Here is a 22,879-nt window from a genome sequence, read left to right as displayed (position 1 = left end):
ACCGCGCGGCCGCCCCGCGGCGTTGACAGCACGGTCCGGTCGGGAGTCAGTGGGGGTGGGAACGCATGGTCTCCCTGTGGGAGAACTGGCGCGGCGGCATGCGCAGGGGTCCGAGGTTCGACACGGCCGGCGGTCCGACGACGTACGCGATGGAGCTGACCAGGCGGCACTCGACGGTCTCGCTCACCCGGCAGGGGGCCGACAGCGGCAACCTGCAGATCAACCTCTCCTGGCGGATGCGCTCGTCCGACCTCGACGGACGGTCCCGGCGCGGGGAACTGCTGCGCAATCCGCTGGCGATGTTCAAGCCCGAGCCGGTGCAGGGGCACACGCAGGGCATGGTGACGGTGGACCTCGACCTGGCCTGCCTGTACGAGCTGAAGGACGGCAGCAAGGGCGTGGTCCAGTCCCTCGGCGGCCTGCTGGGGGAGATCAACTCGCCGCCGTACGTCAAGCTCAGCGGCGACGACCGGTTCGGGGGGTCCTCGGGCGAGACCATCTACGTCAACCTCGACCACAAGGACGAGATCAAGCGGCTGCTCGTCTTCGTCTACATCTACGACGGCACCCCGGCCTTCGACCGTACGCAGGCCGTGGTCACGCTGATCCCCAGCAACGGCCCCCGGATCGAGATCGGGCTCGACGAGCGTGCCCCGGAGGCCCGCTCGTGCGCGGTGCTGCTGATCGAGCACGACGCCAAGGGCCATCTGGTGGCACGCCGCGAGGTCCGCTACGTCTACGGCTTCCAGTCCGAACTCGACCGGCTCTACGGCTGGGGGCTGCAGTGGGGCCGCGGCTACAAGAGGAAGGCCGGCCGGGCATGACCCCGTCCGGCCCGTGCGGGCTCCCGGCCGTGCGGCCGGGAGCCGTCCGGGGGCCGGTCTAGCGGCCCAGGAACTGCGGTCCCTGCGGGGGCAGGGTGAAGGCCGGGTCGGGCTGGTGCGGGTAGCCGTACGCGGGCGGCCGGACCGGCGGGGGCGGGGGCGACTGCGGGTACCCGTACGCCGGCTGCGGGGAGGCCGGGGGCCGGCTCGGCGGCTGGGGGTACCCGTACGCGGGCTGCCCTCCGGGCGGTGTCCCCGGGGCGACGCCCATCGCGGGCTGGGGCGGCACCGGCGGGGGCGGGGGGATGGCGACCGTCGCCGCGGCGGGCTCGGGCTGCGGCTCGGGGCCCGGTCCCGGTTCGGGACGGGGCTCGGGTTCGGGGAAGGGCCGCGGTTCGGGACGGGGCTCGGGTTCGGGGAAGGGCCGGGGTTCGGGCACCGGGTCCGGCTCGGGGATGTCGGGCTCCGGGGGAGGCTGCGGAACGGTGTGCGCCGGTTCCCCGGCCGCGTCCTGGGCGCCCTCCTCCACCGAGACCCCGAACTCCGTCGCCAGCGCGATCAGGCCGTTGTCGTAGCCCTGTCCCAGCGCGCGGAACTTCCAGCCGTCCCCGCGCCGGTACAGCTCGCCGCAGATCAGGGCCGTCTCCGAACCCGTCTCCGGCCTGATCTCGAACCGCGCCACCGTCTCGCCGCTCCCGGAGTCCTGCACGAGCAGCACCAGGTCGCGTACGTCGGCGAAGGTGCCGCCGTCCGCCGAGGCCGCCAGCAGCACCCGGTCCACGGACTCGTCGAGTCCGCCGAGGTCCGCCTCGACGGAGTCGGTCAGGCCCTCCGGCTCGCGCCTCTTGGGGAGGTACCGGACCAGTCCCGAGGGGTGCCGGGGCTGGTTGTAGAAGACGAAGTCCTCGTCGGAGCGCACGCGTCCGTCCGCACCCAGCAGCAGCGCGGAGGCGTCGACGTCCAGTGCGCCCGTGCCCGGTGTCCAGCGCAGCACGGCGCGCACGGCCGTCGTGTGGAGCTGGATGTTCGACCCCTTCAGCATCGCGTGCGTCATGGAGCCATCCTGCCTGGAGCGGCCCGTCGGGACAACGCGGGAGTCCCGGCGCCACAGGTTTGCCCGTAAGTAATATTTTGTTCATGCATTCGGGTAACTTTTGAGCCAAGCTCGTACGTACGATGGTCGGCCGGATCTCGCTCATGAAAGCCATGAGGCCGGTGGAGGAACGGGGGTCCTATGCGGCATTTCGGACACCTCTCGCCGGAGATCCGGCGCGAGCTTTTTCACCGTGAACCGGTCGAATTCTCCCCCCGGTCGCCGGCCCGGCTGCTCTCGGCGGCCCTCGGCGCCACCCTCTACAGCCCGGCCACCCGCCCCCGGCTCGCCGAGGACGTCCGCAAGCAGGCCCGCAACGGAGTGGTCTCCATGGTGCTCTGCCTGGAGGACTCCATCGGCGACGCCGACGTGGCCGACGCGGAGGAGAACCTGGTCAGGCAGTTCGCCGACCTGGCGGAGGACGGGACCGGCGAGGTGCCGCTGCTGTTCGTCCGGGTCCGCGAACCCGCCCAGATCACCGGCCTGGCCCGGCGGCTGGGACCGGCCGTCTCCCTGCTGTCCGGATTCGTGCTGCCCAAGTTCACCGAGGAACGCGGCATCCCCTTCCTGGAGGCGCTCACCGCGGCCGAGGCCGCCTGCGGACAGCGGTTCTTCGCCATGCCCGTCCTGGAGTCCCCCGAACTCCTCCACCTGGAGACGCGCGTGGAGACGCTCACCGGGATAGCCCGCACCGTCGACAAGTACCGCGACCGGGTCCTGGCGCTCCGCCTCGGCGTCACCGACTTCTGCTCCGCCTACGGGCTGCGCCGCAGCCCCGAGATGACCGCCTACGACGTCCACATCGTCGCCTCGGTCATCGCCGACGTGGTCAACGTCCTCGGCCGCGCGGACGGCACCGGCTTCACCGTCACCGGACCGGTGTGGGAGTACTTCCGCCTCCAGGAGCGGATGTTCAAACCGCAGCTGCGCCGCAGCCCGTTCACCGGCCGCGCCGAGGAGCTGCGCGCCACCCTGATCGAGCACGACATGGACGGGCTGCTGCGCGAGATCGAGCTGGACCGCGCCAACGGCCTGATGGGCAAGACCTGCATACACCCCTCGCACGTGGCCCCCGTGCACGCCCTCTCGGTGGTCAGCCACGAGGAGTTCAGCGACGCCACGGACATCCTGCGGCCCGAGCGCGACGGCGGCGGCGTCCTGCGGTCCTCGTACACCAACAAGATGAACGAGGTGAAGCCGCACCGGGCCTGGGCCGAGCGCACCCTGCTGAGGGCCGAGGCCTTCGGCGTCGCCCGCGAGGGCGTGGGGTTCGTCGAACTGCTGGCGGCGACCGCGTGAGCGGCGGATACGGTGAGGGGGGCACCACGGTGACCGGGGAGGCGGACACGGACGGCAAGAGGCACGGCGCACAGCACGCCGGGACGCACACCGGGGCGGACGGCGGCGGGCAGTGGTCGGGGGAGTGGGTCGCACAGCGGCTGGGCGTCCGGCTGGAGACCTCCGGGGACGGCCCCGGCGGACTGCGCGACCTGCTGGGCCTGGCCCTGCGGCGCAACCCGCGCCGGGCCCACCTGCTGGTCTCCCGGGTGCTGGGCAAGCACGTCCCGCAGCTCCCCGCCGTCGTCCACGGCACCGGAGTCGGCCTGGGCGAGCGGGTCCGCGACCTGCTGGGCGAGGACGCCGGCCGCGCCGTCGTCCTCGGCTACGCCGAGACCGCCACCGCGCTGGGCCACAGCGTCGCCGACGGCCTGGGCGCCCCCTGCCTCCACTCCACGCGCCGCCCCGTCCCCGGGGTGACGCCGGTCGGCGGCTTCGAGGAGGAGCACTCCCACGCCACCTCCCACCTGCTGCTGCCGGAGGACCCGGAGCTGCTGGCCGGAAACGGCCCCCTGGTGCTGGTCGACGACGAGTTCTCCACCGGCACCACCGTCCTCAACACCCTCACCGCGCTGCACCGGTCCTTCCCCCGCGAGCGGTACGTGATCGTCGCCCTCACCGACCTGCGCGGGGAGGCCGACCGCGTCCGGCTGGAGAAGTTCGCCGCCGACCTCGGCGCCCGCATCGACGTGGTGGCCCTCGTCACCGGCCGCGTCCGCCTCCCCGGGGACGTCCTGGAACGCGGCGCCGCCCTGGTCGAGGCCCACGACACCCCGCCGCCCGCGCCCGCCCCCGGGCCGTACGAGGTGCACCGCGTCGACCTGGGCTGGCCCCTGGGGCTCCCGGACGGCGGACGGCACGGCTTCACCCCCGCCCACCGGGCCCGCCTGGAGGCCGCCCTGCCGGCGATGGCCGCCCGGATCGCCGCCGGACTGCCCGACGGGGCGCGCAGGGTGCTCGTGCTGGGGTGCGAGGAACTGATGTACGCGCCGCTGCGGCTGGCCGGCGCGCTGGCCGGGGCCACCGCGGCGGAGGTCCGCTTCTCCACCACCACCCGCTCGCCCGTCCTGGCGGTCGACGAGCCCGGCTACGCCATCCGCACCCGCCTGGTCTTCCCCGCCCACGACGACCCCGCCGACGGGCCCGGGCAGCGCTACGCCTACAACGTCGCCGGGGGCGGTTTCGACGCCGTCGTGGCCGTCGTGGACTCCGCCGCCGACACCCCCGCCCTCCACGCCCCCGACGGCCTGCTGGCCCACCTCGCCGCCCACACCGGCCGGGTGCTGCTCGCCGTCGTCCCCTCCCACCGGCCGCTGCCGCGCCCGCTGCGCGGCCCGGAGTTCTCCTCCTACGACGCCGAGGACGTCGGCTGGCTGCTCCAGGACCTCTCGGACGTCACCCTGGAGGCCCCCACCGAGGAGCGGGAGGAGGCCATCCAGAGCGGCGGCGCCCACTACGCCGAGTCGCTGCCGGTGGAGTACCAGCCCAGCGAGGAGTACCAGCGGCTGTTCCACCAGGCCCTGGACGCCTCCGCCGCCCGCATCGCCCGCGCGGTCGGCGCGGTGACCGACACGCTGCTCGCCGAGCGCGGGCACGGCATCGTCCTGGCCTCCCTGGCGCGCGCCGGCACGCCCGTCGGGGTGCTGATGCGCCGCTGGGCCCGGCACGTCCACGGGCTGGACCTGCCGCACTACGCCCTCTCCATCGTCCGCGGCCGGGGCATCGACACCAACGCCCTGCGCTGGCTCGCCGCCCACCACGACCCGTCCGACGTGGTGTTCGTGGACGGCTGGACGGGGAAGGGCGCCATCACCCGCGAACTCGCCGAGGCGCTGCGCCCGTTCCCCGGCTTCGACCCCGGGATCGCCGTCCTGGCCGACCCCGGGGGCTGCGTGCGCACCTACGGCACCCGCGAGGACTTCCTCATCCCCTCGGCCTGCCTCAACTCCACCGTCTCCGGGCTGATCTCGCGCACCGTGCTCCGCGCCGACCTCGTCGGGCCCGGCGACTTCCACGGCGCCAAGTTCTACCGCGAACTGGCCGCCTCGGACGTCTCCCGGCACTTCCTGGACACCGTCCAGGCCCGCTTCGACGAGGTCCGCCCCCGGGTGGCCGAGGACGTGCGGGCCCTCCTCGCCGCCGACCGCGCCCCCACCTGGGCGGGCTGGAAGGCGGTGGAGCGGATCAGCGAGGAGTACGGCATCGGGGACGTCAACCTGGTCAAGCCGGGCGTCGGCGAGACCACCCGGGTGCTGCTGCGCCGCGTCCCCTGGCGCGTCCTGGCCCGGCGCGGCGCGGGCGCCGACCTGGACCACATACGGCTGCTCGCACAGCAGCGCGGCGTGCCCGTGGAGGAGACGGACGACCTGCCGTACTCGTGCGTGGGCCTGATCCACCCCCGCTACACGCGCGGCGCGACCGGCGCCGACGGGCGGGCCGTCCGGTGACCGCCCCCGACCCCCGCCCCGTCCTGGTCGCCAGCGACCTGGACCGCACCCTGATCTACTCCGCCGCGGCCCTCGGCCTGACCGTGCCCGACGAGCGGGCCCCGCGCCTGCTGTGCGTGGAGGTCTACCGGTCCAGACCGCTGTCGTACCTCACCGAGGCCGCGGCGGCGCTGCTGGCCGAACTGGCCCGGCACGCGGTCTTCGTCCCCACCACCACCCGCACCCGCGAGCAGTACCGGCGCATCCGCCTGCCGGGGCCGACTCCGTCCTACGCGATCTGCGCCAACGGCGGCCACCTGCTGGTGGACGGCGAGTCCGACCCCGGCTGGCACGCCCGGGTCAGGCGCGCCCTGGCCGCCGACTGCGCCTCCCTGGAGGAGGTCCGCGCCCGCATGCTGGCCGCCGCCGATCCGGGCTGGCTGCTCAAGGAGCGCGTCGCCGAGGACCTGTTCGCCTATCTGGTGGTGGACCGCGAGAGGCTGCCCGACACCTGGGTCAAGGAGCTGGCGGACTGGGCCGGGCCGCGCGGCTGGACGGTCTCCCTCCAGGGGCGCAAGGTCTACGCCGTGCCCCGTCCGCTCACCAAGAGCGCCGCCGTCGCGGAGGTCGCCGACCGCACCGGCGCCCGGCACGTCCTGGCGGCCGGGGACTCCCTCCTCGACGCCGACCTGCTGCTGGCCGCCGACACCGCCTGGCGTCCCGGCCACGGCGAACTGGCCGACCTGGGCTGGGGCGCGCCGCACGTCACCGCCCTGCCCGAGTGCGGGGTGGCGGCCGGGGAGCGCGTGCTGAGGGAGATGCTGCTGCACACCCGCGGGTGCTGAGTGAGGATGCGGGCATGACGACAGACGCCCCCCGCGACAAGCGCCCGCTCCAGACGCCGGAGCTCTACCGGTACGTCCTCGACCACAACCCGCCGCTCGACCCCGTGCTGCGGGAGCTGGTGGAGACCACGCGCGCCCGTTTCCCCGAGCGGGCCGGCATGCAGTCGGCACAGGAGCAGGGCCCGCTGCTGGCCTTCCTGGTCCGGCTGGTCGGCGCCCGCCGCGTCGTGGAGGTCGGCACCTTCACCGGTTTCTCGGCCCTCGCCATGGCCCGGGCCCTGCCCGCGGACGGCACGCTGATCGCCTGCGACGTCTCCGAGGAGTGGACGGCCGTCGCGCGCGAGTTCTGGGCCAGGGCGGGCGTCGCGGACCGCGTCGCCCTGCGCATCGCCCCCGCTCTGGAGACCCTGCGCGCCCTGCCCGCCGGACCGGGGATCGACCTGGCCTACCTGGACGCGGACAAGGACAACTACGTGAACTACTGGGAGGAGCTGGTGCCGCGGATGCGGCCGGGCGGGCTCATCGTGGCGGACAACGTGCTCTACCACGGCGAGGTCGCCGACCCGGACGCCGGCGGCAACGCCGCCGCGATCCGCGCCTTCAACGACCACGTGGCCGCCGACCGGCGGACCGAGTCGGTCATGCTGACGGTCGCCGACGGCGTGACGATCGCGCGCAGGATCTGACCGCGCGAACCCGGCCCGCACAGGATCCGGCCCCGCACGATCCGGCCGCGCACCGCACCGGCGAGGTCCCGTGAGGCAGTGCCTCCACGGGTCCCCGCGTCTCCGCGGACCCGCTCCGGAGGTTTCCCGGGCTCCCGCGGGGCAACGCGCGTCGGGTGTGAGGCAACGCACACCCGGCGGCTGTCCGATCGGTCAGGGCTGACCGATCGGACAGTTAAGGTGGAGGGCATGGCGCGTTCGGCTTCCGCACTGCGCGGACAGATCCTGGAGGCGGCGCTGCACCTTTTCGCGGCCCGCGGCTACCGGGGCACCTCGCTGCACGACATCGCCACCGTGGTGGGCTGCTCCAAGGCCTCCCTGCTCTACCACTTCGCCGGCAAGGACGCGATCCTCACCGAGCTGCTGAGCCCGGCGGGCGAGGCGCTCGCCGCGCTGGACGCCGAGCTGACCGGGCTGGGGGACGAGCGGGTGGTGGAGGCGGCCGTCACCGGATACGTCGAGCTCGCACTGCGCTTCCGGCGCGAAGTCAAGATCATCTTCCAGGACGTCACCGAGATGATCTGCCACTCGGCCCTGGCGGGCATCCCCGACACGGCCGACCGTCTGGTGACCGCCCTGGCCGGACGCTCGACGGATCCCAAGCGCCGCGTCACCGCCTACATGGTGCTCGGAGCCGTCTTCATGACGTGCGCCAGCGACGTGGACGTACCGGACGACGCGCTGCGCGACGAACTGGTCCGCGGCGCGCTGCGGACCCTCGACCGCGCTCCGCGAACCCTCTGATTCCTCTCGCCGACTCCCGAGGAGAGACACCTTCCGCCATGGCGACCCTGCTCTACCGGCTCGGCCGGTTCTCCTTCCGCCGACGGCGACGCGTCGCCGCCGTATGGCTGCTCCTGCTCGCGCTGCTGGGCGGCGCGGCCGCCGCCTTCAGCGGCCCCACCACCGACAACTTCACGATGCCCGGCACCGAGTCCCAGCGGGCCCTGGCCTCGCTGGAGCGGGAGTTCCCGCAGGCCAGCGGCATCACCGGCACCATCGTCATCGCCGCACCGGAGGGGAAGAAGCTCACCCCCGCCCAGGTCGCGCCGGTGGTGAAGGAAGCCGCCGAGGTCCCCGGCGTCGTCGCCGCCGTCGACCCCTTCCAGGCCCGCTCCGTGTCGCAGGACGGCCGCTACGCCCTGGTCCAGGTCCAGTTCGAGACCCGCGCGAAGGACGTCACCGACGAGCAGCGGGAGGCGTACGAGAAGGTCGGCGCCTCCGCGGAGGGGCTGCGGGTCGAGCACGGCGGTGAGATAGCGGCCAGCAAGGTGGAGGTCGGCTCCACCGAGGCGCTCGGCGTCCTGGTCGCCGCGGTGGTCCTCGTCGTCACCCTCGGCTCCCTGGTGGCCGCCGGAATGACCCTGCTCAACGCGCTGATCGGCGTCGGGGTGGGCATGGCCGCCCTCTTCGCCCTCAGCGGCGCCATGGAACTGACCTCCACCGCGCCGATCCTGGCGCTGATGCTGGGCCTGGCCGTCGGCATCGACTACTCCCTCTTCATCACCTCCCGCTACCGCCAGTTCCTCGCCGAGGGCCTGGACTCCGAGGAGGCGGTGGGCCGGGCGACCGGAACCGCCGGCTCCGCCGTCGTCTTCGCCGGCGCCACCGTCGTCATCGCCCTGGCCGGACTGTCGGTCGTCGGCATCCCCTTCCTGGGCGTCATGGGCCTGGCCGCGGCCGGCACCGTCGCCGTCGCCGTCCTGGTCGCCCTCACCCTGCTGCCCGCCGTCCTGGGCTTCGCCGGCGAGAAGGTCCTGCCCCGCAAGCAGCGCGGCGGCGCGGCCGTGGAGCCCGAGAAGGAGGGCTTCGGCTTCCGCTGGGGCCGGATCGTCACCCGGCTGCGCATCCCCGTCCTCCTCCTGGGGGTCGTGGGGCTGGGCGCGCTCACCCTGCCCGCCCAGGACATGCGCCTGGCACTGCCCGACGCCGGCACCGCCGCCCCCGGCTCCGCGGCCCGCGAGGCCTACGACCTGACCAGCGAGGGCTTCGGGCCGGGCTTCAACGGCCGCCTGGTGGCCGTCGTCTCCGGCGACGACGCGCGCTCCACCGGGGCCGCCGTCAAGGAGGCCGCGGCGGTGATCCAGGGCACCGACGGCATCCTCGCCGTGACCCCGCCGCAGCTGAACGAGCAGGGCACCACCGCGCTGCTGACCGTCATCCCCAAGGCCGGCCCCACCGCCGCCGCCACCGAGGAGGCCGTCCACGACATACGCGACCGCGTGGCCGGCATCGAGGGCGCCGACGTCGCCCTGACCGGCGTCACGGCGATGGGCATCGACGTCTCCGAGAAGCTCGCGGACGCCATGCCGGTCTACCTGCTGCTCGTGGTGGGGCTGTCCATCCTGCTGCTGATGCTGGTCTTCCGCTCCATCCTGGTCCCGGTCAAGGCGGCGCTGGGCTTCCTGCTCACCGTCGGCGCCACCTTCGGCATCACCGTGGCCATCTTCCAGCAGGGCCACCTGGCCGACCTGGTGGGCGTGGACGTCCCCGGCCCGCTGGTGAGCTTCCTGCCGATCCTGCTGATCGGCATCCTGTTCGGCCTGGCCATGGACTACGAGGTGTTCCTCGTCTCCCGGATGCGGGAGGACTTCATCCACGGCGACACCCCCCAGCAGGCCACGGTCAACGGCGTCGGGCACAACGCCCGGGTCGTCACCGCCGCCGCGCTGATCATGACGTCCGTGTTCGGCGGGTTCGTGCTCATGCACGACCCGATCATCAAGTCCATCGGGTTCGCCCTGGCCATCGGCGTGCTCATCGACGCGTTCGTCGTCCGCATGGCCCTCGTGCCGGCGGTGATGTCCCTGCTCGGCCGCGTCGCCTGGAAGCTGCCCCGCCCCGTCGACCGGGTCCTGCCCAACCTCGACATCGAGGGCGAGAGCCTGCGGAAGCGGCCCGCCGGCACCGAGCCCGAGAAGGAGACCGCCGGGGTCTGACCCCGCCGGAGACCACGACGCCGGCGGTGCGAGGAGCACCGCCGGCGTCAGGGCCGTACCGCGAAAACCGCCGGGCGGTCAGCCGCAGCAGCCGCCCCCGCAGCACCCTCCGCCCCCGCCGCCGCTCGGCGCGGGGGCGGAGGCGCGTGCGGAGACGCCGCCCACGGCCACCGTGGACAGCAGCTTGACGGTGTCGTCGTGGCCCTCCGGACAGGTCGCGGGCGCACCGGACTCGGCCATCGGGCGGTTCAGTTCGAACGTGGTGCCGCAGGAGCGGCAGCGGAACTCGTAACGCGGCATGAAACGCAGCATAGCCACGGCCCGGCCCGGACAGGCAGAGGAGGCTCAGCCGCCCGCGGCCCGCTCCCGGCGGATGGCCCGCACCACCTGCGCCACCGTCTCGCGGATGGAGTCCAGTTCCACCAGGAAGTGCCACCAGTCCGGGTGCCGCCCCGTCAGCCCCGCCACGGCCCGGTCCAGCCGGGCCACCGCGGCGTCCAGCGGACCGGCGTGCCGCGGATCGGGATGGGTGCGGTCGGCCATCGCCAGCCGCTGGGCGTCGCGGATGGCGAAGCGCACCCGCTCCACCTCCCCGGTGTGGTCGGAGGAGACCTCGTTCAGACGCCGCAGCCGCTCACCGGCGGCCGAGACCGCCTCGTCGGCGTCGTTCAGCAGAGCCCGCACCGTCGCCAGCCGCGCCGTGGCGTCCGCCCACCGCTGCTCCCGGCGCGCCTCGCGGGCCTCCGCCAGCCTCTCCTCCGCCTGCCGCACCGCGCGCCCGGCCTGCTCGGGAACCTGCTGGAGGTCCTCCCAGCACGCCGCGGCGAACCGCCGCCGCAACTCGCTGAGCACCGGCTCCACCTGGCCCGTCCGGGTGTGCAGCGCCTCGGCGCGGGTGCGCAGGGAGGCGAGCCGCCGGTCGGTCTCCGCGGCCCGCTCCGGCAGCCGCCCGGCCTCCTCGCGGACCGCCTCCGCCTCGCGCAGGACGCGGTCGGCCCGCTGGATGGTCTCCCGCACACCGTGCCGGCCCGCGCCCTCGTTGAGCCTGGTCAGCTCCGGGGAGAGCGCGGCCAGCCGAGCCGCCAGGTCGTCCGCCCGCAGACCCGAGGCGCGTACGGAGTCGAGGGCGTCGGTCGCGGCGCGCAGCGCCTGCCGGGCCCGCTCCACGGCGGGCGCGAGCCGGGCGAGCCGGCTCCCGGCGCTCTCCAGGAGCGGCCCGAGCCCCTGCCCGAACCGCTCCAGGTCCCCCTTGGTCCGCTCCAGCTCCTCGGTGGCTCTCACCAGGGCCTGGCGGGCGCGGGACGCGGCACCGGGGTCCAGGTCGTCCCGGTCCAGGTCGTACGCGTCCACGGCCTTGATGTAGTCGTGGCTGACCTGGTCGATCCGCCGCCCGAACTCGGCGAAGTCGGCGACGGCCCGGCGGGCGGCGGGGGAGTCGTCGACGGCGGCCAGGGTCTCGATGGAGATCCGCAGATCGCGCTGGGCGGTGTCCAGTTCGTAGAAGGCGGTGGCCGCCGCGTCCTTCGCGGCCTGGGCCTCGGCGCGCAGGCTCTCGGCGCGGCCGCCGCCTCCCCAGCCCCAGCGGCGCGCGCCGCCGTTCATCGCCGCCACGTGTGTCCTCTCCCCGTAGGTGCTCACCGGCCCGGCTGCCATTCTCCCACCCGGCACCGGGGAGCACACGGGGCCCGAACACACGGCGGCCCGGTCAGCGCGCGGTGCGAACCGTCACGTCGCCGTTGTCGCTGAAGGCGTCGACGGTGCGCTCGCCGTCCTCGTCGCGCGGCACCTCCACCCGGGTGCGGCCGTTGCCGGCCTCCGCGTCCACCCGGTACGCGGCGCGCGGCAGCTCGACGGTGACCGGACCGTTGTGGCCGCGGGCCTCCACCCGGTCCGGGACCTCGGCCAGCGCCAGCTTCAGTCCGCCGTTGTCGACCTCGGCGACGACCTCGCGGGAGCGGACGCCGGTGGCCTCGACGGAACCGTTGTGGCTGCTGAGCTCCAGCGGCCCGGCGACGTCCCTGACCCTCACCCTGCCGTTGTCCGAGGCGACCGCGAGCGAGCCGCGGAAACCGCGGGCGGTGACGTCGCCGTTGTGGCCGACGACCCGCACCGCCACCCCGTGCGGCACCTCCACCCGGTGCCGGATGTCGCAGCTCGCGGGCCCCTTGCAGTTCGGCCCCAGGGACAGCGTGCCGTCCTTCAGGGACCACCTCGCGCCCGTGCTGCCGCCGTAGGCGAGCCCGGCGAACCAGCGGGTGACCCGCACATCCCTCCGGTCCGCGGCGACCAGCTCCAGCGGCGAGTCGTCGACGTCGATCGTCAGCGTCTCCCGCCCCTCGCCGAGCGTGAAGCCGCGGTGCTCCGGCTTGGCGTCGCCGGCGTCCACGCACCCGGCCGCCCCCGCGGTGACGGCCACCGCCAGGGCGACGGCGAGCAGGGCGCGAACGGTGCTGCGGCGGGTCTCGGTGGTCATCGGCGTTCTCCGTCTCCGGTCGGGCAGGACGCGTCCTCGGGCGTCTCCGACGCTACGGACCACCGCCCCCGCCGGGACATCCCGCACACCACCGGACCGCTGGTGGGGACAGCCCCCCCGTCCCCCCGTGGGGTTTGCGGCGCGGGCAGGGCGGCAGGGTACGCTGTGATTTCACATCCCCCGGGCGCATAGCTCAGCGGTAGAGCGCTGCCCTTACAAGGCAGATGTCGGCGGTTCGAACCCGTCTGCGCCCACCGGTACGAAGCCCCCGGCCCCGACGGGCCGGGGGCTTCGATGTCCGGTTCCGGCGCCGGCGGTGGCCGGCCGGAGCCGGGGCATTGCCGCAGGGTTTCCGGCCGTCCGGTCGGCTCGCATCGGCCCGGCCGCCGTGTGCGGCTTCCCGGGGCGGGCGGTCAGGCCCTCGCCCAGGTGCGGCGGTTCCTGGCCGTGGCGTGGATCCTCTCCACATCGGACGGCGCAAGGACGCCTGTGAGCGGCCCGAGCGCCGAGACCGTACGGTCCTCGTACACGCCCACGTCGAGCAGGGTGGCCACCTTGGTCACCTCGGCCGTGTCGACGAAGACCAGCACCGGCCGCACGTCGACCGGGAAGCCGCAGCCTTCGGTGAGGACCCTGGACGCCCGTCCGGCCTCGTTGCGGCTCCTGCGCACGTAGGGGTATGTCCGGCCGCCGATCCGCACGGAGTCGTCGCCCACCCAGACCCTTGCACCGGGGTGGCGCTTGGTGTTGACGCTGAAGACCCCTCCAGGACCGATCAGCAGGTGATCGATGTCCTTGTCGCCGGGCAGCGGGATCGAGTGCAGCACGCGCCAGCCGCTTGCCGTCATGCGCTCCAGTTCCGCCCCGACGATCTGCTCGCCCTTGAGGCCCGCTCGCCAGCTGTCCGCCTCGGACTTCCTGCCGAGCAGCCGCGTCAGCGCGTACAGCCACGGTCGGGGGGCGAGCTCGGCGACCTTCGCGCGGAGTGCTTCGCCGGGCCGGTTGGAGGCCAGATCCTCCGCGGGGGACAGCGGCGGGCTCCCGGCCGCAGGCGTCGGAGCACCCGTCCAGGGGAGGTGCGGTGCCAGCGCGTCGAGCGCCCTGGTCCTGTACTCCTCCACGAGTATGTCGAGCCGTCCGGTCTTCCGGTCGTACCAGGCCACACTCGTGCCGTCCGGCAGATTCACGTACAGCCGGTCGTGTCCGTACCGCTTCCACGGCGAGACCCGTAACTCGCTCACGCTCCACCCCCACGCGACGGCGGCGACATCGTCACAGCCATGGGAGCAGCAGCCGCCGGCGGCCACAAGAACGCCGGTGCGGTGGGAGGGTTTCGACGCTTCGTCAAGGCGGTTCCGCCACGCGGCGTCGCGCGGCCCGTGTCCTGTACGCGGGTCAGCGGGTCAGCGCGAAGCCGGCGAGCGAGACGAGGACCAGGGAGACGGCGAAGAAGACGAGGTACCGGCGCGGGACCTCGATCGGTTCCGTGAGCTCGCCCCTGCGCCACCGTTCGAACCCCTCCCGGAACAGCTTCCGCATGGGGAGCATGCCGAGCGTCAGGCCGATGTGGGCAGACGAGTACATGACGAGCGCCTCGGCCGGGCTGAAGCCGTTCAGGCGGCAGAAGGCGACCAGGCCCACACCGCAGGCGACCATGATCACCGGGTAGGCGATGCGGAACTTCCGCAGGGGGATCCAGCTGCCCAGGGCGCCGCTGGACAGGGCGGTGGACGCCGCGGCCAGCAGCCACAGCCATCCGATGGATAGGGACGTGAGCATGGGATGCCCTTCTGCGCCAGGGCGGGCACCGGCCTTGTGAGGCCGGTGCCCGCTGGTCGGATCAGTGGTCGGCCGTCATCCGATGATCACCCGAAAAGGGAGGTCGGCGTACCAACGGCGGGCCGGGAGGAGCCGCTGCCGGGTCGCGCGGCCCGATGGACGGTGGACGGGACCCCGTCCTTGGGTGTGCGCCCGGTCCGTTCGGACCGGCCGGGGCCGGGCATATCGCGGTGCGGAACCCAACGTCCTTTGGAAACATGGCGGTTCGGACCCGACCAGAAGGAGACCCCGTGCCCCGTGCCGTCACCCTGATCCGCTCCGCATCCCTCTCCGACGTCGCCGAGTACGCGTACGCGGCCACGGCGCCCGCCGACGCGCGTCTGATCTTCCTCGCCGGGGCGTGCCCCCTGAACGAGGACGGCACCACGGCGGCCGTGGGCGACTACGCCGGGCAGGCCGCGAAGGCCGTCGAGAACATGAGGACCGCGCTCGCGGACGCGGGCGCGTCGATCGAGGACGTCATCAGCACCCGGGTGCTCGTCGCCTCGGACCGGCAGCAGGATCTGGTGACCGCCTGGGAGGTGGTCCGGAACGCGTTCGGGGACCACGACGTGCCCAGCACCCTGATGGGCGTCACCGTGCTCGGCTACGACGACCAGCTCGTGGAGATCGAGGCGGTCGCCGCCGTGCTCGACGACTGAGGGGCGGGCCCGGGTGGGCCGGACGGCGGACGGACGGCCGCCGGCGGAACCCGGTCACGGTCCGGAGTCGTTGGCAGGAGGCAGGCCGTGACGAGACGGGCAGCGGACGAAGCCGAGGTGGCACCAGTGGCGATGTGGGACCGGATCAAGGACCAGGCGAAGAACCTCCAGCAGTCCCGGGGTGTGCAGGGGCCGGGTGCGCGGACACCGGGCGGACAGGGCGGGGGCCATGGCCCCGGATCCGGCGGGGGGCCGCGCGCCCAGCTGGTGAACATGCTGAAGGCCCAGCTCAGCTCGGTGAAGACGGAGTTGAAGAGTGGCGCCTACCGGGACGCGAGCATGGCGATGTGCGCGCTGGTGGCCGCCGCGGACGGACAGGTCGACCCCGCCGAACGGCAGCACGTCGAGTCGATGATCGTCGGCAACGACGTCCTGCAGAACTTCCCGGCGGACCAGCTCCGCCAGCGGTTCAACAAGCATCTGGACCGGCTCCTGGCCGACTTCCAGGCGGGCAGGGCGGAGGCGATGCAGGAGATCGCCAAGGTCGCCAAGAAGCCGACGGAGGCCAGGGCGGTGATCCAGACCGGCATCGTGATCGCCGGTTCCGACGGCTACTTCGCGCAGGCCGAGCAGCACGTCATCCGGGAGGCCTGCGCCGCACTGGGTCTCCGCCCGGAGGAGTTCAACGTCTGAGCCCCGTCCGTCCGGCCCCGGAACGGGGAAGGTGCGCGGCGGCGGCGGGGCCGCCGCCGCGCGGGGGTGTTCAGTCCCGCGCGGCGGCCGGTGCGGAGGCGTCCCCGTGGGGGCCGTCGTCGGGGAGGTCGGCGAAGGAGTACGGCGGCCACGGGCCGAGGAAGCGGATGCGGGCGGCGGGCTGCTCGTCCCGCACGGCGGCCAGGACGGCGCCCACGGCCTCGATGTCCGGCCTGCGGACGAGGAGCGCCGCGGAGAGGACGTTGATCTCGTCGGCGTCGCGCACGCTGCGGCTCCGCTCGCGCAGGTCCTCCGCCACCGCCAGGAGCCGGTGGCGGACGTCGGAGTAGAGGGCGTCGGCGAGGCGTTCGGAGGACTCCCGCCGGACCTGCTCCAACTGACGGGCCAGCAGGCGGCGCAGACCGGGGGAGCGCTCCGCCATCTCGGTCTCCAGGGAGCGTGCGCGCTCGTCGTCCCGCGCGGACGCCGCCCGGTCGACGGTGATCTCCACCCTGAGCTCGGCCCGGCCGGCCAGGGCCTCCAGCCGGGAGCGGAGCCCGTCGGCGCGGGAGGCGATCCACTCCCGCAGGCGCTCCTCGGCGCTCCGGCGACCGCCGGGCGAAGTGCCGGGTGAAGTGCCGGGCGCCACCAGGACGTTGAAGGTCATGGGCAGGGCCGTCCCGGTGCGCTCCCACACCGCCACCACCGCGGCGTCCTGTTCGGCCACCCGGCGCCGCACCTCGTCGTCCGCGCCCTGGTAGGGGGCCGGGTCCGCGTCGTGGACCAGGGCCGCGACGCCCGTGCCCGGCGCCTCCAGCAGACGCAGGGGGAGGCCGTCGATGCCGGTGACGCCGTCGGCCGCGTCCGGCCGGTGGGGCACCAGCGCGTAGACGTACAGGGCCCGTTCCGTCACCGCCGCGCCTCCTCGGCCCAGCGGGAGGGGTTGACCAGCTTGTCCACCACGTCGTCCACCACCTCGTCCAGGCCCCGGTGGAGGTCCGCGACGGAGTCGGTGATGCCGTGGTCGGCCTTGATCTCCTCGATCGCCTCGTCCAGTTCCAGGAGGGCGTCGCCGAGGCGCTCCAGCTCCTCCACAGTCAGGTCGCCGCCCTCCATCCGGCGCACGGCCTGGCGCTCCAGCGCCTCCTGGATCACCTCGACCAGGGTGACCACCAGGGACAGCACCCCGTGTTTGAGGCTCTTCTCGTCGACGGTGATGGCCATTCGTCTCCTCCTCCCGCCTGCTTCCTCAAGGTCTGCTTCCCGGCCTCCGCCCTCCGGGCTTGCTCCCGGCGCCGGGCCGTGCCGCGGGCAGCCGGGTCACGCCGCGGGCAGGGGCGGCGCGCCGCGCAGCGAGTCCAGCGCCCCGGTCCAGCGGCGCGGCTCGTCGGCCGCGAGGGTCACCGTCCCGCGGGATCCGGTCCCCACGGTGAACACGGTGCCCTCGCCGCCCGGTCCGGGTTCCGTCCCGGGGCGGACGGCGGTGATGTCGGCGGCGGGCAGGACCAGGGCGGGCCGGGCGTCCAGCGGCGACTTCCACACCAGGCCCCTCGGGGTGAGCCGGCCGTTCCCGCCGCGCCACAGGGCGCCGTCCCGGCGCGGCTCGCGGTACCACAGGTGACCCTCCACCAGCGCCCGGTCGTCCGGGCCCGGTACGGCGGGCAGCGGATCGTCCGAGGCGAGCGGGCGGGGGCAGGTGCGGACCAGCAGGTCGCGCAGGCGCTCGGGGTCGGCGGCGGACAGCAGCGCCCCGGCGCCGTCGGCCAGCTCCACCCGAACCCGGGTGCGGGTCTCGCCGCCGACGGTGCGCTCCCTCTCCAGCCGCACCGCGCGCACCGCGGCGAGTTCGGCCTCCCACAGCACCTCGCGGGGCTCGCGGCGCACGACGAGCAGCCGCTGGTCGGTGAGGTGGACGGTGCCCGGACGCCAGGTGGTGTGGAAGCCGTCCGCCAGGAGGTGGCCGCCGTGCATGCGGACGACGGCCTGCTCACCGGCCCGCAGGTCCACTTCGCGCCGTGTGGCGGAACGTTCCGCCCAGGCGCGGGTGTCGGCGTCCCACTGCCGCAGCATGCCGTACTCCAGCATGGTCTCCATGCCGGCGATCGCCGCGCGGAGGCTGACGCCGATCAGCGGGATGTCGGCCACCGCCACGATGAGGTCCAGGTGGAGGACGGCTCCCTTGTTCAGCAGGACCTCGACGAGGTCGTCCAGCGTCACCCGCGGATCCCTCGTCGGCTTCATCGGCGGCCGCTCAGCCGTCACGCCGCTCGTCCTCCCCGCTCCGGACGTCCCGGCCGCCGGACTCCGGCAGGGCGCGCGGAGCGCCGCCGTCGGCGGCCAGCCGCGCCTGGGCGCTGCGCCACCCGCACCACGGGCACCACTCGTTGAGCAACTGGCGGACGGGGACCCTCTTCCCGCACTCGGGGCAGGTCTCCTTCTCCTCCCGGACCTCGCGCCAGGCGGCCGTCTCGGTGTCGGTGCCCGCGGGGAACTCCAGCCCGTACCGCGCGGCGGTCTCGAAGGAGGCCAGGGCCGCCCGCAGCCGGATGCCGAGGAGTTCGACGCCGGCCACCGACACCATGATGTCCGCGTTGAGCACCAGGCCCTTGTCGAGAAGGGTCTCCACCACGTGGGCCAGGCTGCCCTCACCGTCCCGCCGCGGCTCCATCGGGCGGACGGACCGGGGAGCCGGCGCCCCGCCCCGCGCCACGGCGGGCGGCCGCGCGGACGCGGACGGACCGGCGTCCGCCTCGGCCGGGATGCCTCTTTCCTGGTAAGTGCTCACCCCGTACGCCTATCCGGGTGACCGCGTCCCATGCGCCCGGCGCGGCGGCTGCCGCGTCGGCGCAGGTACGGGAGGGTGCGGGGCCCGCGGTGCCGAGGCGGCCGGCCGCCTCGGCACCGCGGGCGCTCACTCCGCGGCCCGGACGGCCTCGGCCGCTCCTGCGGTCCCGGCGGCCTCCGCGGCGTGCGCGCGGGCCTCGGCGTAGGCGTCCCGCAGGTCCGCCCCCCGGGGCAGCCGGTCGGACGGACCGACGAGCCAGCCGCGCTCGCCGACCCGCCGGGACCCGACGGCGTCCGGAGGCGGCATCAGCACCAGCGTCCCGCGGCCCAGGACGCTTCCCCCGGTGACGTCCCAGCCGTCCGCCGATCCGGGAGCGACGAAGAACTCCGCGCCCAGCGGGGCCAGGAGCACGGGCCCCACCGGCGCGCCGGAGTCCCGCAGCCGCTGGACGGTCTCACGGGCCAGTCCGGCCGGGACGCGGACGACGTCCCAGGCGATCCCCGTGGGGACCTCGGCCAGGACGCCGCGCTCCCAGGCGGACAGGACGGCGGGCACCCGGCCGGTGGGGCGCAGCCACTCCACGGACCGGTCCGGGGCGGGGGCCTCCTGGTGGGACAGGGGGCCCGCCTGGCGGGGAACGAGGCCCGTCCGGTGGGGGGAGGGGATGAGGGTCACGGTGTCGCCTTCCTGTCCTGTCCCGTCCGGGGAGCCGCCGGCGGCCCGGCCGGCCCGGACGCCGGGCGCACGGCGGTCCCAGGACGTCGTCACTGATCGCTTACGGCCCCAGGGTGGCGGCGCGGCACCCCCTCAACTGTCACTCTTCGGTGACACCCGAGCGGGCCCGGCGGCCCGGACCGCCCGCTCACAGCCCGATCCAGGAGGCCAGCCGCGTCAGCGTGTCCGGGGAGCGGCGCCGCAGGTGGAGCAGCCCCCGCACCGTCTCCCGCGCCCGGGGGTGGAAGCGGGTCTGCTGGGGCGCCAGCCTGCGGGCCTTCAGCAGCGAGGCCAGCGACGCCTCCGCCCGGCCCGTCTCCAGCTCGGCGCGGGCCACGTCCACCAGCAGGGCCGCCCGCCGCGACGCCGCCCAGCCGCGCGGCGGGCGGACGGCGCGCGCCGCCGCCAGCGCCTCGTCGAACTGCCGCAGCTCCAGCCGGGCGAAGACCTCGTGCGCCCCGACGTTCGCCGGGCCGAAGGACAGCCAGTGCACCGCCCCGACCTCGCCCGTGCGCGCGGCCGTCTCGGACGCCTGCGCCAGGTGCTCCTCGACGGCCGGCCGGTCGCCCGCGCGGGCGGCGATCACCGCCGCGCCCAGGTGCAGCTGCCCGGCCACCGCCAGGCTCTCCGTGCTCCTCCGCGCTTCCCGGCCGGCCTGCTCCAGCAGGTGGTGCCCGTGCGCCGCCATGCGCAGGCCGATCCGGTGATCGGCGTCCCGGGCGCGGTAGGACAGGGCCCTCTTGTACTGGCGGATGGCGCCCAGCAGCGGATCGCCGGCGCGCTCGGCGGCCCAGCCCATCCGGTCGAGCGCGATGACCGCCAGGTCGTAGCGGCCGAGCTTCGTCGTCACGTCGTGGGCGCTGCGGCAGGCGGATGCCATGGCCCGCCACAGCTCCGTGCTCGGGCGCTCGTGGCAGGAGGCGGTCAGGTCCGTCAGGAGTCCCGGCAGGCTCGCCGCGGCCTGGTACAGCCGGGCCTCGCGCACGTCGCGGCAGAGCGCGTCGGCGGCGGCGATCAGGTCGGAGGGGGAGGCGCCGGCCTGGCGGGGGTCGGTCGGCAGGTCGTACAGGTCGAGCGCCTCGCGGATGGGCCGGACGAGGGCGGCCACCCGGTCGGGGCGCAGGGGGTGCTCGGCGTGCCCGGTCAGGGCGGCCACGTCGACGCGCAGCGCCCGGGCGACGGCCGCGACGAGCTGGGGGGACGCCTTCTTGTGCCCGCTCTCGACGTGGCGCAGCAGGCTGTACGAGTAGGGGATGCGCTGGGCCAGGCCCCGCTGGGTGAGCCCGGCGCGCTTGCGCAGGGCGGCGATCCGGTAACCGATGTGCTCGTCGTCCGATACGGGCATACCGGTGTCCTTCCGTTCCGTGCTGCACTGCCCGGAAAGGTACCCGCGGACGGCCCCGCCGGACCGGACCCCGCGTCGGCCGCATGTGGTGGACTTCCCCGCATGACGAACCGAGTTCTGTACCTCTTCGGCTGCGCCGCCCTGCCGGTCCTCCACATCGACCGCGCGGTCCGCGACGCCAGGGCGCGGGGGTGGGACGTGTGCCTGGGGGTGACGCCGACCGCGCGGGAGTGGCTGGCGGACCGGTTGCCGGAACTGGAGGAGCTGACCGGGCGCCCGGTGCGCAGCTCCTACCGGCTGCCGGGCCTGCCGGAGGTGTGGCCCCGCGCGGACGCCGTGGTGGTGGCGCCGGCGACGCTGAACACGGTCAACGCGTGCGCGCTGGGCATCACCTCGACGTTCGTGGTGGGGTTCGCCGCGGAGGCGATCGGCAAGCGCATCCCGCTGGTGGTGATGCCGTGCGTCAACTCGGCCTATGCCACGCACCCGCAGTTCGACCGCTCGCTGGAGACCCTGCGCCGGGCGGGGGTGCGGGTGCTGTACGGGCCCGGCGGGTTCGTGCCCAACCCCCCGGGCCGGGGGCGGCCCGAGGCGTACCCGTGGCACCTGGCGCTGGACGCCGCCCAGGACGCGGTGGAGGGGGCGGCGGGGGCGGCGGGGTGATCGTCCGGCTGCCCGAGGGGTCGTGGTGGGACTGGGACGTCGTCGAGTGGAACGCCGGCCGGCTGCGGCTGGGCGCCGGGTACGACCTGACGTACGCGCACGGCCTGGAGCTGGTCTTCGGCGACCCGCTGTTCGTGGTGTGCCCCGCGGCCTTCCACGATCCGGTGTTCCGGGAGCCCACCCGTGAGGAGGAGGCGCTGGTCGCCCGGTGCGTCGGCGAGACGCCCCCGGTGCTGGTCGCCTTCGACGCCGACGCGGGCGGGACGGAGCCGGCGTCCTGCCTGGTGGCGGCCGGGAGCGTCGAGGTCGTCGCCGGGACCGTCCTCCGCCGCCGCCGGGCGGGCCCGCCCGGCGGGCGTCCCGCCTCCCGGACTGCCGGGCCCGCCACCCGACCGGACCGGGCACGGGATGTCGGGTCCGGCGGGGGCCGCCCTTCCTAGCGTGGACGGCACAGGGAAGGAAGGAGGGCCGGGAGTGCTGGAGCGGCTGAACCGGGCCATGGAGCACATCGAGCGGAACCTCGACCGGCAGGTCGACGCGGCCGAACTGGCGCGGATCGCCCTCACCTCGGAGTACCACCTGCGGCGGCTGTTCTCCGCGCTGGCCGGGATGGGGCTGTCGGAGTACGTCCGCCGCCGCCGGCTCACCGTCGCGGGCGCCGAGGTGCTCGCGGGGGAGCGGACGCTGCTCGACATCGCGGTGCGGTACGGCTACGGCTCGGGCGAGGCGTTCGCCCGCGCGTTCCGCGCCGTGCACGGCGTCGGCCCCGGCGAGGCCAGGCGGACCGGCGCCGCCCTGCACTCCCAGCCCCGGATGTCCTTCCGGCTCGTCGTGGAAGGGAGCGGTGGTATGCGGTACCGGGTGGTGGAGAAGGGGGAGTTCGCCGTGGTCGGCAGGAAGGCGCGCGTCCCCCTGGTGCACGAGGGCACGAACCCGGCGATCGCCGGGTTCGTGCGGAGCGTCGACCGGGAGGTCCGGGAGCGGCTGGAAGGGCTCTCCGACCAGGAGCCGCGCGGGGTCGTCGGGGTGAGCGACGGCATCGCCGCGGACCGGGCGGAGGGCAGCGGACTGGACTACTGGCACGGCGTGGTGACCGGCGCCGAGGCGCCCGGGGACATGGACGTCCTCACCGTGCCGGCGGGCACGTGGGCGGTCTTCGAGAGCTCGGGCGAGTTCCCGCGGGCGCTCCAGTACCTGTGGCGGGACGTGTTCACCCAGTGGTTCCCCTCCAACCCCTACCGGAGCAGGCCGGGCCCGGAGATCCTGCGCACCCGGCTGTCGGCGGACGGCGCCGAGGCGGACGCGGAGCTGTGGATCCCGGTGGAGCGGACCGCGGCCTGAGGTCGCGGAAGGGCCCGCCGCGGTCCGGTGACGCGCCCGCACGGCCGCCGAGGTCCCCGCGGTGGTCGCCGGAACCGGCCGGCGCGCCGGAACGCGGGGAGGGACCCGAGCCGCCCCCACACGGCTCGAGTCCCCGTCCCGTTCGGCCCTGGCCCCGTCCCCTCGCCGGGACGGGGCCGGGCCCCTTCGGTCATC

The 22,879-nt window shown here is 74.8% G+C and carries 24 protein-coding genes and 1 tRNA gene; 13 read left to right on the top strand and 12 right to left on the bottom strand.

Annotated features, from left to right (window positions below; all coding sequences use genetic code 11):
• The first annotated feature begins 65 nt into the window (after window positions 1–65).
• A complete protein-coding gene (locus ABD358_RS04655; protein ID WP_344629542.1) occupies window positions 66–824 on the top strand; it encodes a Tellurium resistance in 759 nt (252 codons plus the stop codon).
• Window positions 825–882: 58 nt separating this feature from the next.
• On the opposite strand, the gene ABD358_RS04650 is transcribed toward ABD358_RS04655, so the two are convergent.
• The gene (locus tag ABD358_RS04650; protein WP_344629541.1) at window positions 883–1,878 is read right to left on the bottom strand and encodes a TerD family protein; all 996 of its coding nucleotides are present in this window, start codon (window positions 1,876–1,878) and stop codon (window positions 883–885) included.
• 180 nt (window positions 1,879–2,058) lie between these two features.
• On the opposite strand from ABD358_RS04650, the gene ABD358_RS04645 reads away from it, so the two are divergent.
• The 6 genes from ABD358_RS04645 to ABD358_RS04620 all read left to right on the top strand — a co-directional run bounded on the left by ABD358_RS04645 (window position 2,059) and on the right by ABD358_RS04620 (window position 10,190).
• Entirely contained in the window at window positions 2,059–3,216 is a 1,158-nt protein-coding gene (locus tag ABD358_RS04645; RefSeq protein WP_344629540.1) for an HpcH/HpaI aldolase/citrate lyase family protein, read from the top strand.
• 140 nt (window positions 3,217–3,356) lie between these two features.
• Window positions 3,357–5,702 carry a phosphoribosyltransferase gene (locus ABD358_RS04640; RefSeq protein WP_425576258.1) on the top strand — a complete coding sequence of 782 codons (2,346 nt, stop codon included), beginning with the start codon at window positions 3,357–3,359 and terminating at the stop codon, window positions 5,700–5,702.
• Window positions 5,699–6,526, top strand: coding sequence for an HAD family hydrolase (locus ABD358_RS04635; protein ID WP_344629538.1), 828 nt, complete (start codon window positions 5,699–5,701; stop codon window positions 6,524–6,526). Before ABD358_RS04640 ends, ABD358_RS04635 begins: the two co-directional genes overlap by 4 nt.
• A 14-nt stretch (window positions 6,527–6,540) precedes the next feature.
• Entirely contained in the window at window positions 6,541–7,212 is a 672-nt protein-coding gene (locus ABD358_RS04630) for an O-methyltransferase (RefSeq protein WP_344629537.1), read from the top strand.
• Between the two features lie 228 nt (window positions 7,213–7,440).
• Entirely contained in the window at window positions 7,441–7,995 is a 555-nt protein-coding gene (locus ABD358_RS04625; RefSeq protein ID WP_344629536.1) for a TetR/AcrR family transcriptional regulator, read from the top strand.
• Window positions 7,996–8,033: 38 nt separating this feature from the next.
• On the top strand, window positions 8,034–10,190 hold the full coding sequence (locus ABD358_RS04620; protein WP_344629535.1) for an MMPL family transporter: 2,157 nt from the start codon (window positions 8,034–8,036) through the stop codon (window positions 10,188–10,190).
• A 78-nt stretch (window positions 10,191–10,268) separates the two neighbouring features.
• Here the strand turns inward: ABD358_RS04620 and ABD358_RS04615 are convergent, their stop codons facing one another.
• Genes ABD358_RS04615 through ABD358_RS04605 form a run of 3 tightly spaced genes read right to left on the bottom strand, consistent with a single transcriptional unit; the run spans window position 10,269 to window position 12,663 of the window.
• Window positions 10,269–10,490 (bottom strand): FmdB family zinc ribbon protein, encoded by a 222-nt coding sequence (locus tag ABD358_RS04615; protein WP_344629534.1) that lies wholly within the window; start codon window positions 10,488–10,490, stop codon window positions 10,269–10,271.
• Between the two features lie 45 nt (window positions 10,491–10,535).
• Entirely contained in the window at window positions 10,536–11,843 is a 1,308-nt protein-coding gene (locus ABD358_RS04610) for a hypothetical protein (RefSeq protein ID WP_425576241.1), read from the bottom strand.
• 52 nt (window positions 11,844–11,895) lie between these two features.
• The gene (locus ABD358_RS04605) at window positions 11,896–12,663 is read right to left on the bottom strand and encodes a DUF4097 family beta strand repeat-containing protein (RefSeq protein WP_344629533.1); all 768 of its coding nucleotides are present in this window, start codon (window positions 12,661–12,663) and stop codon (window positions 11,896–11,898) included.
• A gap of 182 nt (window positions 12,664–12,845) precedes the next feature.
• On the opposite strand from ABD358_RS04605, the gene ABD358_RS04600 reads away from it, so the two are divergent.
• A tRNA-Val gene (locus tag ABD358_RS04600) sits at window positions 12,846–12,917 on the top strand.
• Between the two features lie 159 nt (window positions 12,918–13,076).
• Here the strand turns inward: ABD358_RS04600 and ABD358_RS04595 are convergent.
• Together ABD358_RS04595 and ABD358_RS04590 are read right to left on the bottom strand one after the other, a co-directional pair.
• Window positions 13,077–13,904 carry a nuclease-related domain-containing protein gene (locus ABD358_RS04595; protein WP_344629532.1) on the bottom strand — a complete coding sequence of 276 codons (828 nt, stop codon included), beginning with the start codon at window positions 13,902–13,904 and terminating at the stop codon, window positions 13,077–13,079.
• Between the two features lie 154 nt (window positions 13,905–14,058).
• Entirely contained in the window at window positions 14,059–14,442 is a 384-nt protein-coding gene (locus tag ABD358_RS04590; protein ID WP_344629531.1) for a hypothetical protein, read from the bottom strand.
• Window positions 14,443–14,732: 290 nt separating this feature from the next.
• Here ABD358_RS04590 and ABD358_RS04585 point away from each other — a divergent pair, with 290 nt between their 5' ends.
• Both ABD358_RS04585 and ABD358_RS04580 read left to right on the top strand, forming a co-directional pair.
• Complete coding sequence (locus tag ABD358_RS04585; protein ID WP_344629530.1) at window positions 14,733–15,143, top strand: RidA family protein; 411 nt, start codon at window positions 14,733–14,735, stop codon at window positions 15,141–15,143.
• Window positions 15,144–15,269: 126 nt separating this feature from the next.
• Window positions 15,270–15,836, top strand: coding sequence for a tellurite resistance TerB family protein (locus ABD358_RS04580; protein WP_344629791.1), 567 nt, complete (start codon window positions 15,270–15,272; stop codon window positions 15,834–15,836).
• A gap of 70 nt (window positions 15,837–15,906) precedes the next feature.
• Here ABD358_RS04580 and ABD358_RS04575 read toward each other — a convergent pair whose 3' ends face one another.
• The 6 genes from ABD358_RS04575 to ABD358_RS04550 form a co-directional block, all read right to left on the bottom strand.
• Window positions 15,907–16,749: a GvpL/GvpF family gas vesicle protein gene (locus tag ABD358_RS04575; protein ID WP_344629529.1), complete on the bottom strand. Its 843-nt coding sequence runs from the start codon at window positions 16,747–16,749 to the stop codon at window positions 15,907–15,909.
• The gene (locus tag ABD358_RS04570) at window positions 16,746–17,060 is read right to left on the bottom strand and encodes a gas vesicle protein K (RefSeq protein ID WP_344629528.1); all 315 of its coding nucleotides are present in this window, start codon (window positions 17,058–17,060) and stop codon (window positions 16,746–16,748) included. Before ABD358_RS04570 ends, ABD358_RS04575 begins: the two co-directional genes overlap by 4 nt.
• Window positions 17,061–17,156: 96 nt before the next feature.
• On the bottom strand, window positions 17,157–18,098 hold the full coding sequence (locus ABD358_RS04565) for a gas vesicle protein (RefSeq protein ID WP_344629527.1): 942 nt from the start codon (window positions 18,096–18,098) through the stop codon (window positions 17,157–17,159).
• Entirely contained in the window at window positions 18,088–18,621 is a 534-nt protein-coding gene (locus ABD358_RS04560; protein WP_344629526.1) for a gas vesicle protein, read from the bottom strand. The genes ABD358_RS04565 and ABD358_RS04560 overlap by 11 nt, the downstream gene beginning before the upstream one ends.
• A gap of 126 nt (window positions 18,622–18,747) precedes the next feature.
• Window positions 18,748–19,296, bottom strand: a complete 549-nt coding sequence (locus tag ABD358_RS04555; RefSeq protein WP_344629525.1) for a hypothetical protein — start codon at window positions 19,294–19,296, stop codon at window positions 18,748–18,750.
• Between the two features lie 187 nt (window positions 19,297–19,483).
• Window positions 19,484–20,680, bottom strand: coding sequence for a helix-turn-helix domain-containing protein (locus tag ABD358_RS04550; protein ID WP_344629524.1), 1,197 nt, complete (start codon window positions 20,678–20,680; stop codon window positions 19,484–19,486).
• 102 nt (window positions 20,681–20,782) lie between these two features.
• Between ABD358_RS04550 and ABD358_RS04545 the strand changes: the two genes are divergently transcribed.
• From ABD358_RS04545 to ABD358_RS04535, 3 genes are read left to right on the top strand one after another with little or no spacing between them, the layout of a single operon-like run.
• The gene (locus tag ABD358_RS04545; protein ID WP_344629523.1) at window positions 20,783–21,343 is read left to right on the top strand and encodes a flavoprotein; all 561 of its coding nucleotides are present in this window, start codon (window positions 20,783–20,785) and stop codon (window positions 21,341–21,343) included.
• Complete coding sequence (locus ABD358_RS04540) at window positions 21,340–21,783, top strand: hypothetical protein (RefSeq protein WP_344629522.1); 444 nt, start codon at window positions 21,340–21,342, stop codon at window positions 21,781–21,783. Before ABD358_RS04545 ends, ABD358_RS04540 begins: the two co-directional genes overlap by 4 nt.
• A 34-nt stretch (window positions 21,784–21,817) precedes the next feature.
• Window positions 21,818–22,684, top strand: coding sequence for an AraC family transcriptional regulator (locus tag ABD358_RS04535; RefSeq protein ID WP_344629521.1), 867 nt, complete (start codon window positions 21,818–21,820; stop codon window positions 22,682–22,684).
• Window positions 22,685–22,879: the final 195 nt, after the last annotated feature.

It is taken from the genome of Streptomyces glaucosporus (assembly GCF_039533345.1).
GTDB lineage: Bacteria > Actinomycetota > Actinomycetes > Streptomycetales > Streptomycetaceae > Streptomyces > Streptomyces glaucosporus.
Note: the sequence above shows the minus strand (reverse complement) of the source record. Positions and strands in the feature narration are given on the sequence as shown.

Coding starts and splice junctions, on each gene's coding strand:
- ABD358_RS04590 (WP_344629531.1), bottom strand. CDS start 14,442: ATGCTCACGTCCCTATCCATCGGATGGCTGTGGCTGCTGGCCGCGGCG.
- ABD358_RS04655 (WP_344629542.1), top strand. CDS start 66: ATGGTCTCCCTGTGGGAGAACTGGCGCGGCGGCATGCGCAGGGGTCCG.
- ABD358_RS04650 (WP_344629541.1), bottom strand. CDS start 1,878: ATGACGCACGCGATGCTGAAGGGGTCGAACATCCAGCTCCACACGACG.
- ABD358_RS04625 (WP_344629536.1), top strand. CDS start 7,441: ATGGCGCGTTCGGCTTCCGCACTGCGCGGACAGATCCTGGAGGCGGCG.
- ABD358_RS04570 (WP_344629528.1), bottom strand. CDS start 17,060: ATGGCCATCACCGTCGACGAGAAGAGCCTCAAACACGGGGTGCTGTCC.
- ABD358_RS04610 (WP_425576241.1), bottom strand. CDS start 11,843: ATGGCAGCCGGGCCGGTGAGCACCTACGGGGAGAGGACACACGTGGCG.
- ABD358_RS04550 (WP_344629524.1), bottom strand. CDS start 20,680: ATGCCCGTATCGGACGACGAGCACATCGGTTACCGGATCGCCGCCCTG.
- ABD358_RS04630 (WP_344629537.1), top strand. CDS start 6,541: ATGACGACAGACGCCCCCCGCGACAAGCGCCCGCTCCAGACGCCGGAG.
- ABD358_RS04620 (WP_344629535.1), top strand. CDS start 8,034: ATGGCGACCCTGCTCTACCGGCTCGGCCGGTTCTCCTTCCGCCGACGG.
- ABD358_RS04545 (WP_344629523.1), top strand. CDS start 20,783: ATGACGAACCGAGTTCTGTACCTCTTCGGCTGCGCCGCCCTGCCGGTC.
- ABD358_RS04645 (WP_344629540.1), top strand. CDS start 2,059: ATGCGGCATTTCGGACACCTCTCGCCGGAGATCCGGCGCGAGCTTTTT.
- ABD358_RS04615 (WP_344629534.1), bottom strand. CDS start 10,490: ATGCCGCGTTACGAGTTCCGCTGCCGCTCCTGCGGCACCACGTTCGAA.
- ABD358_RS04605 (WP_344629533.1), bottom strand. CDS start 12,663: ATGACCACCGAGACCCGCCGCAGCACCGTTCGCGCCCTGCTCGCCGTC.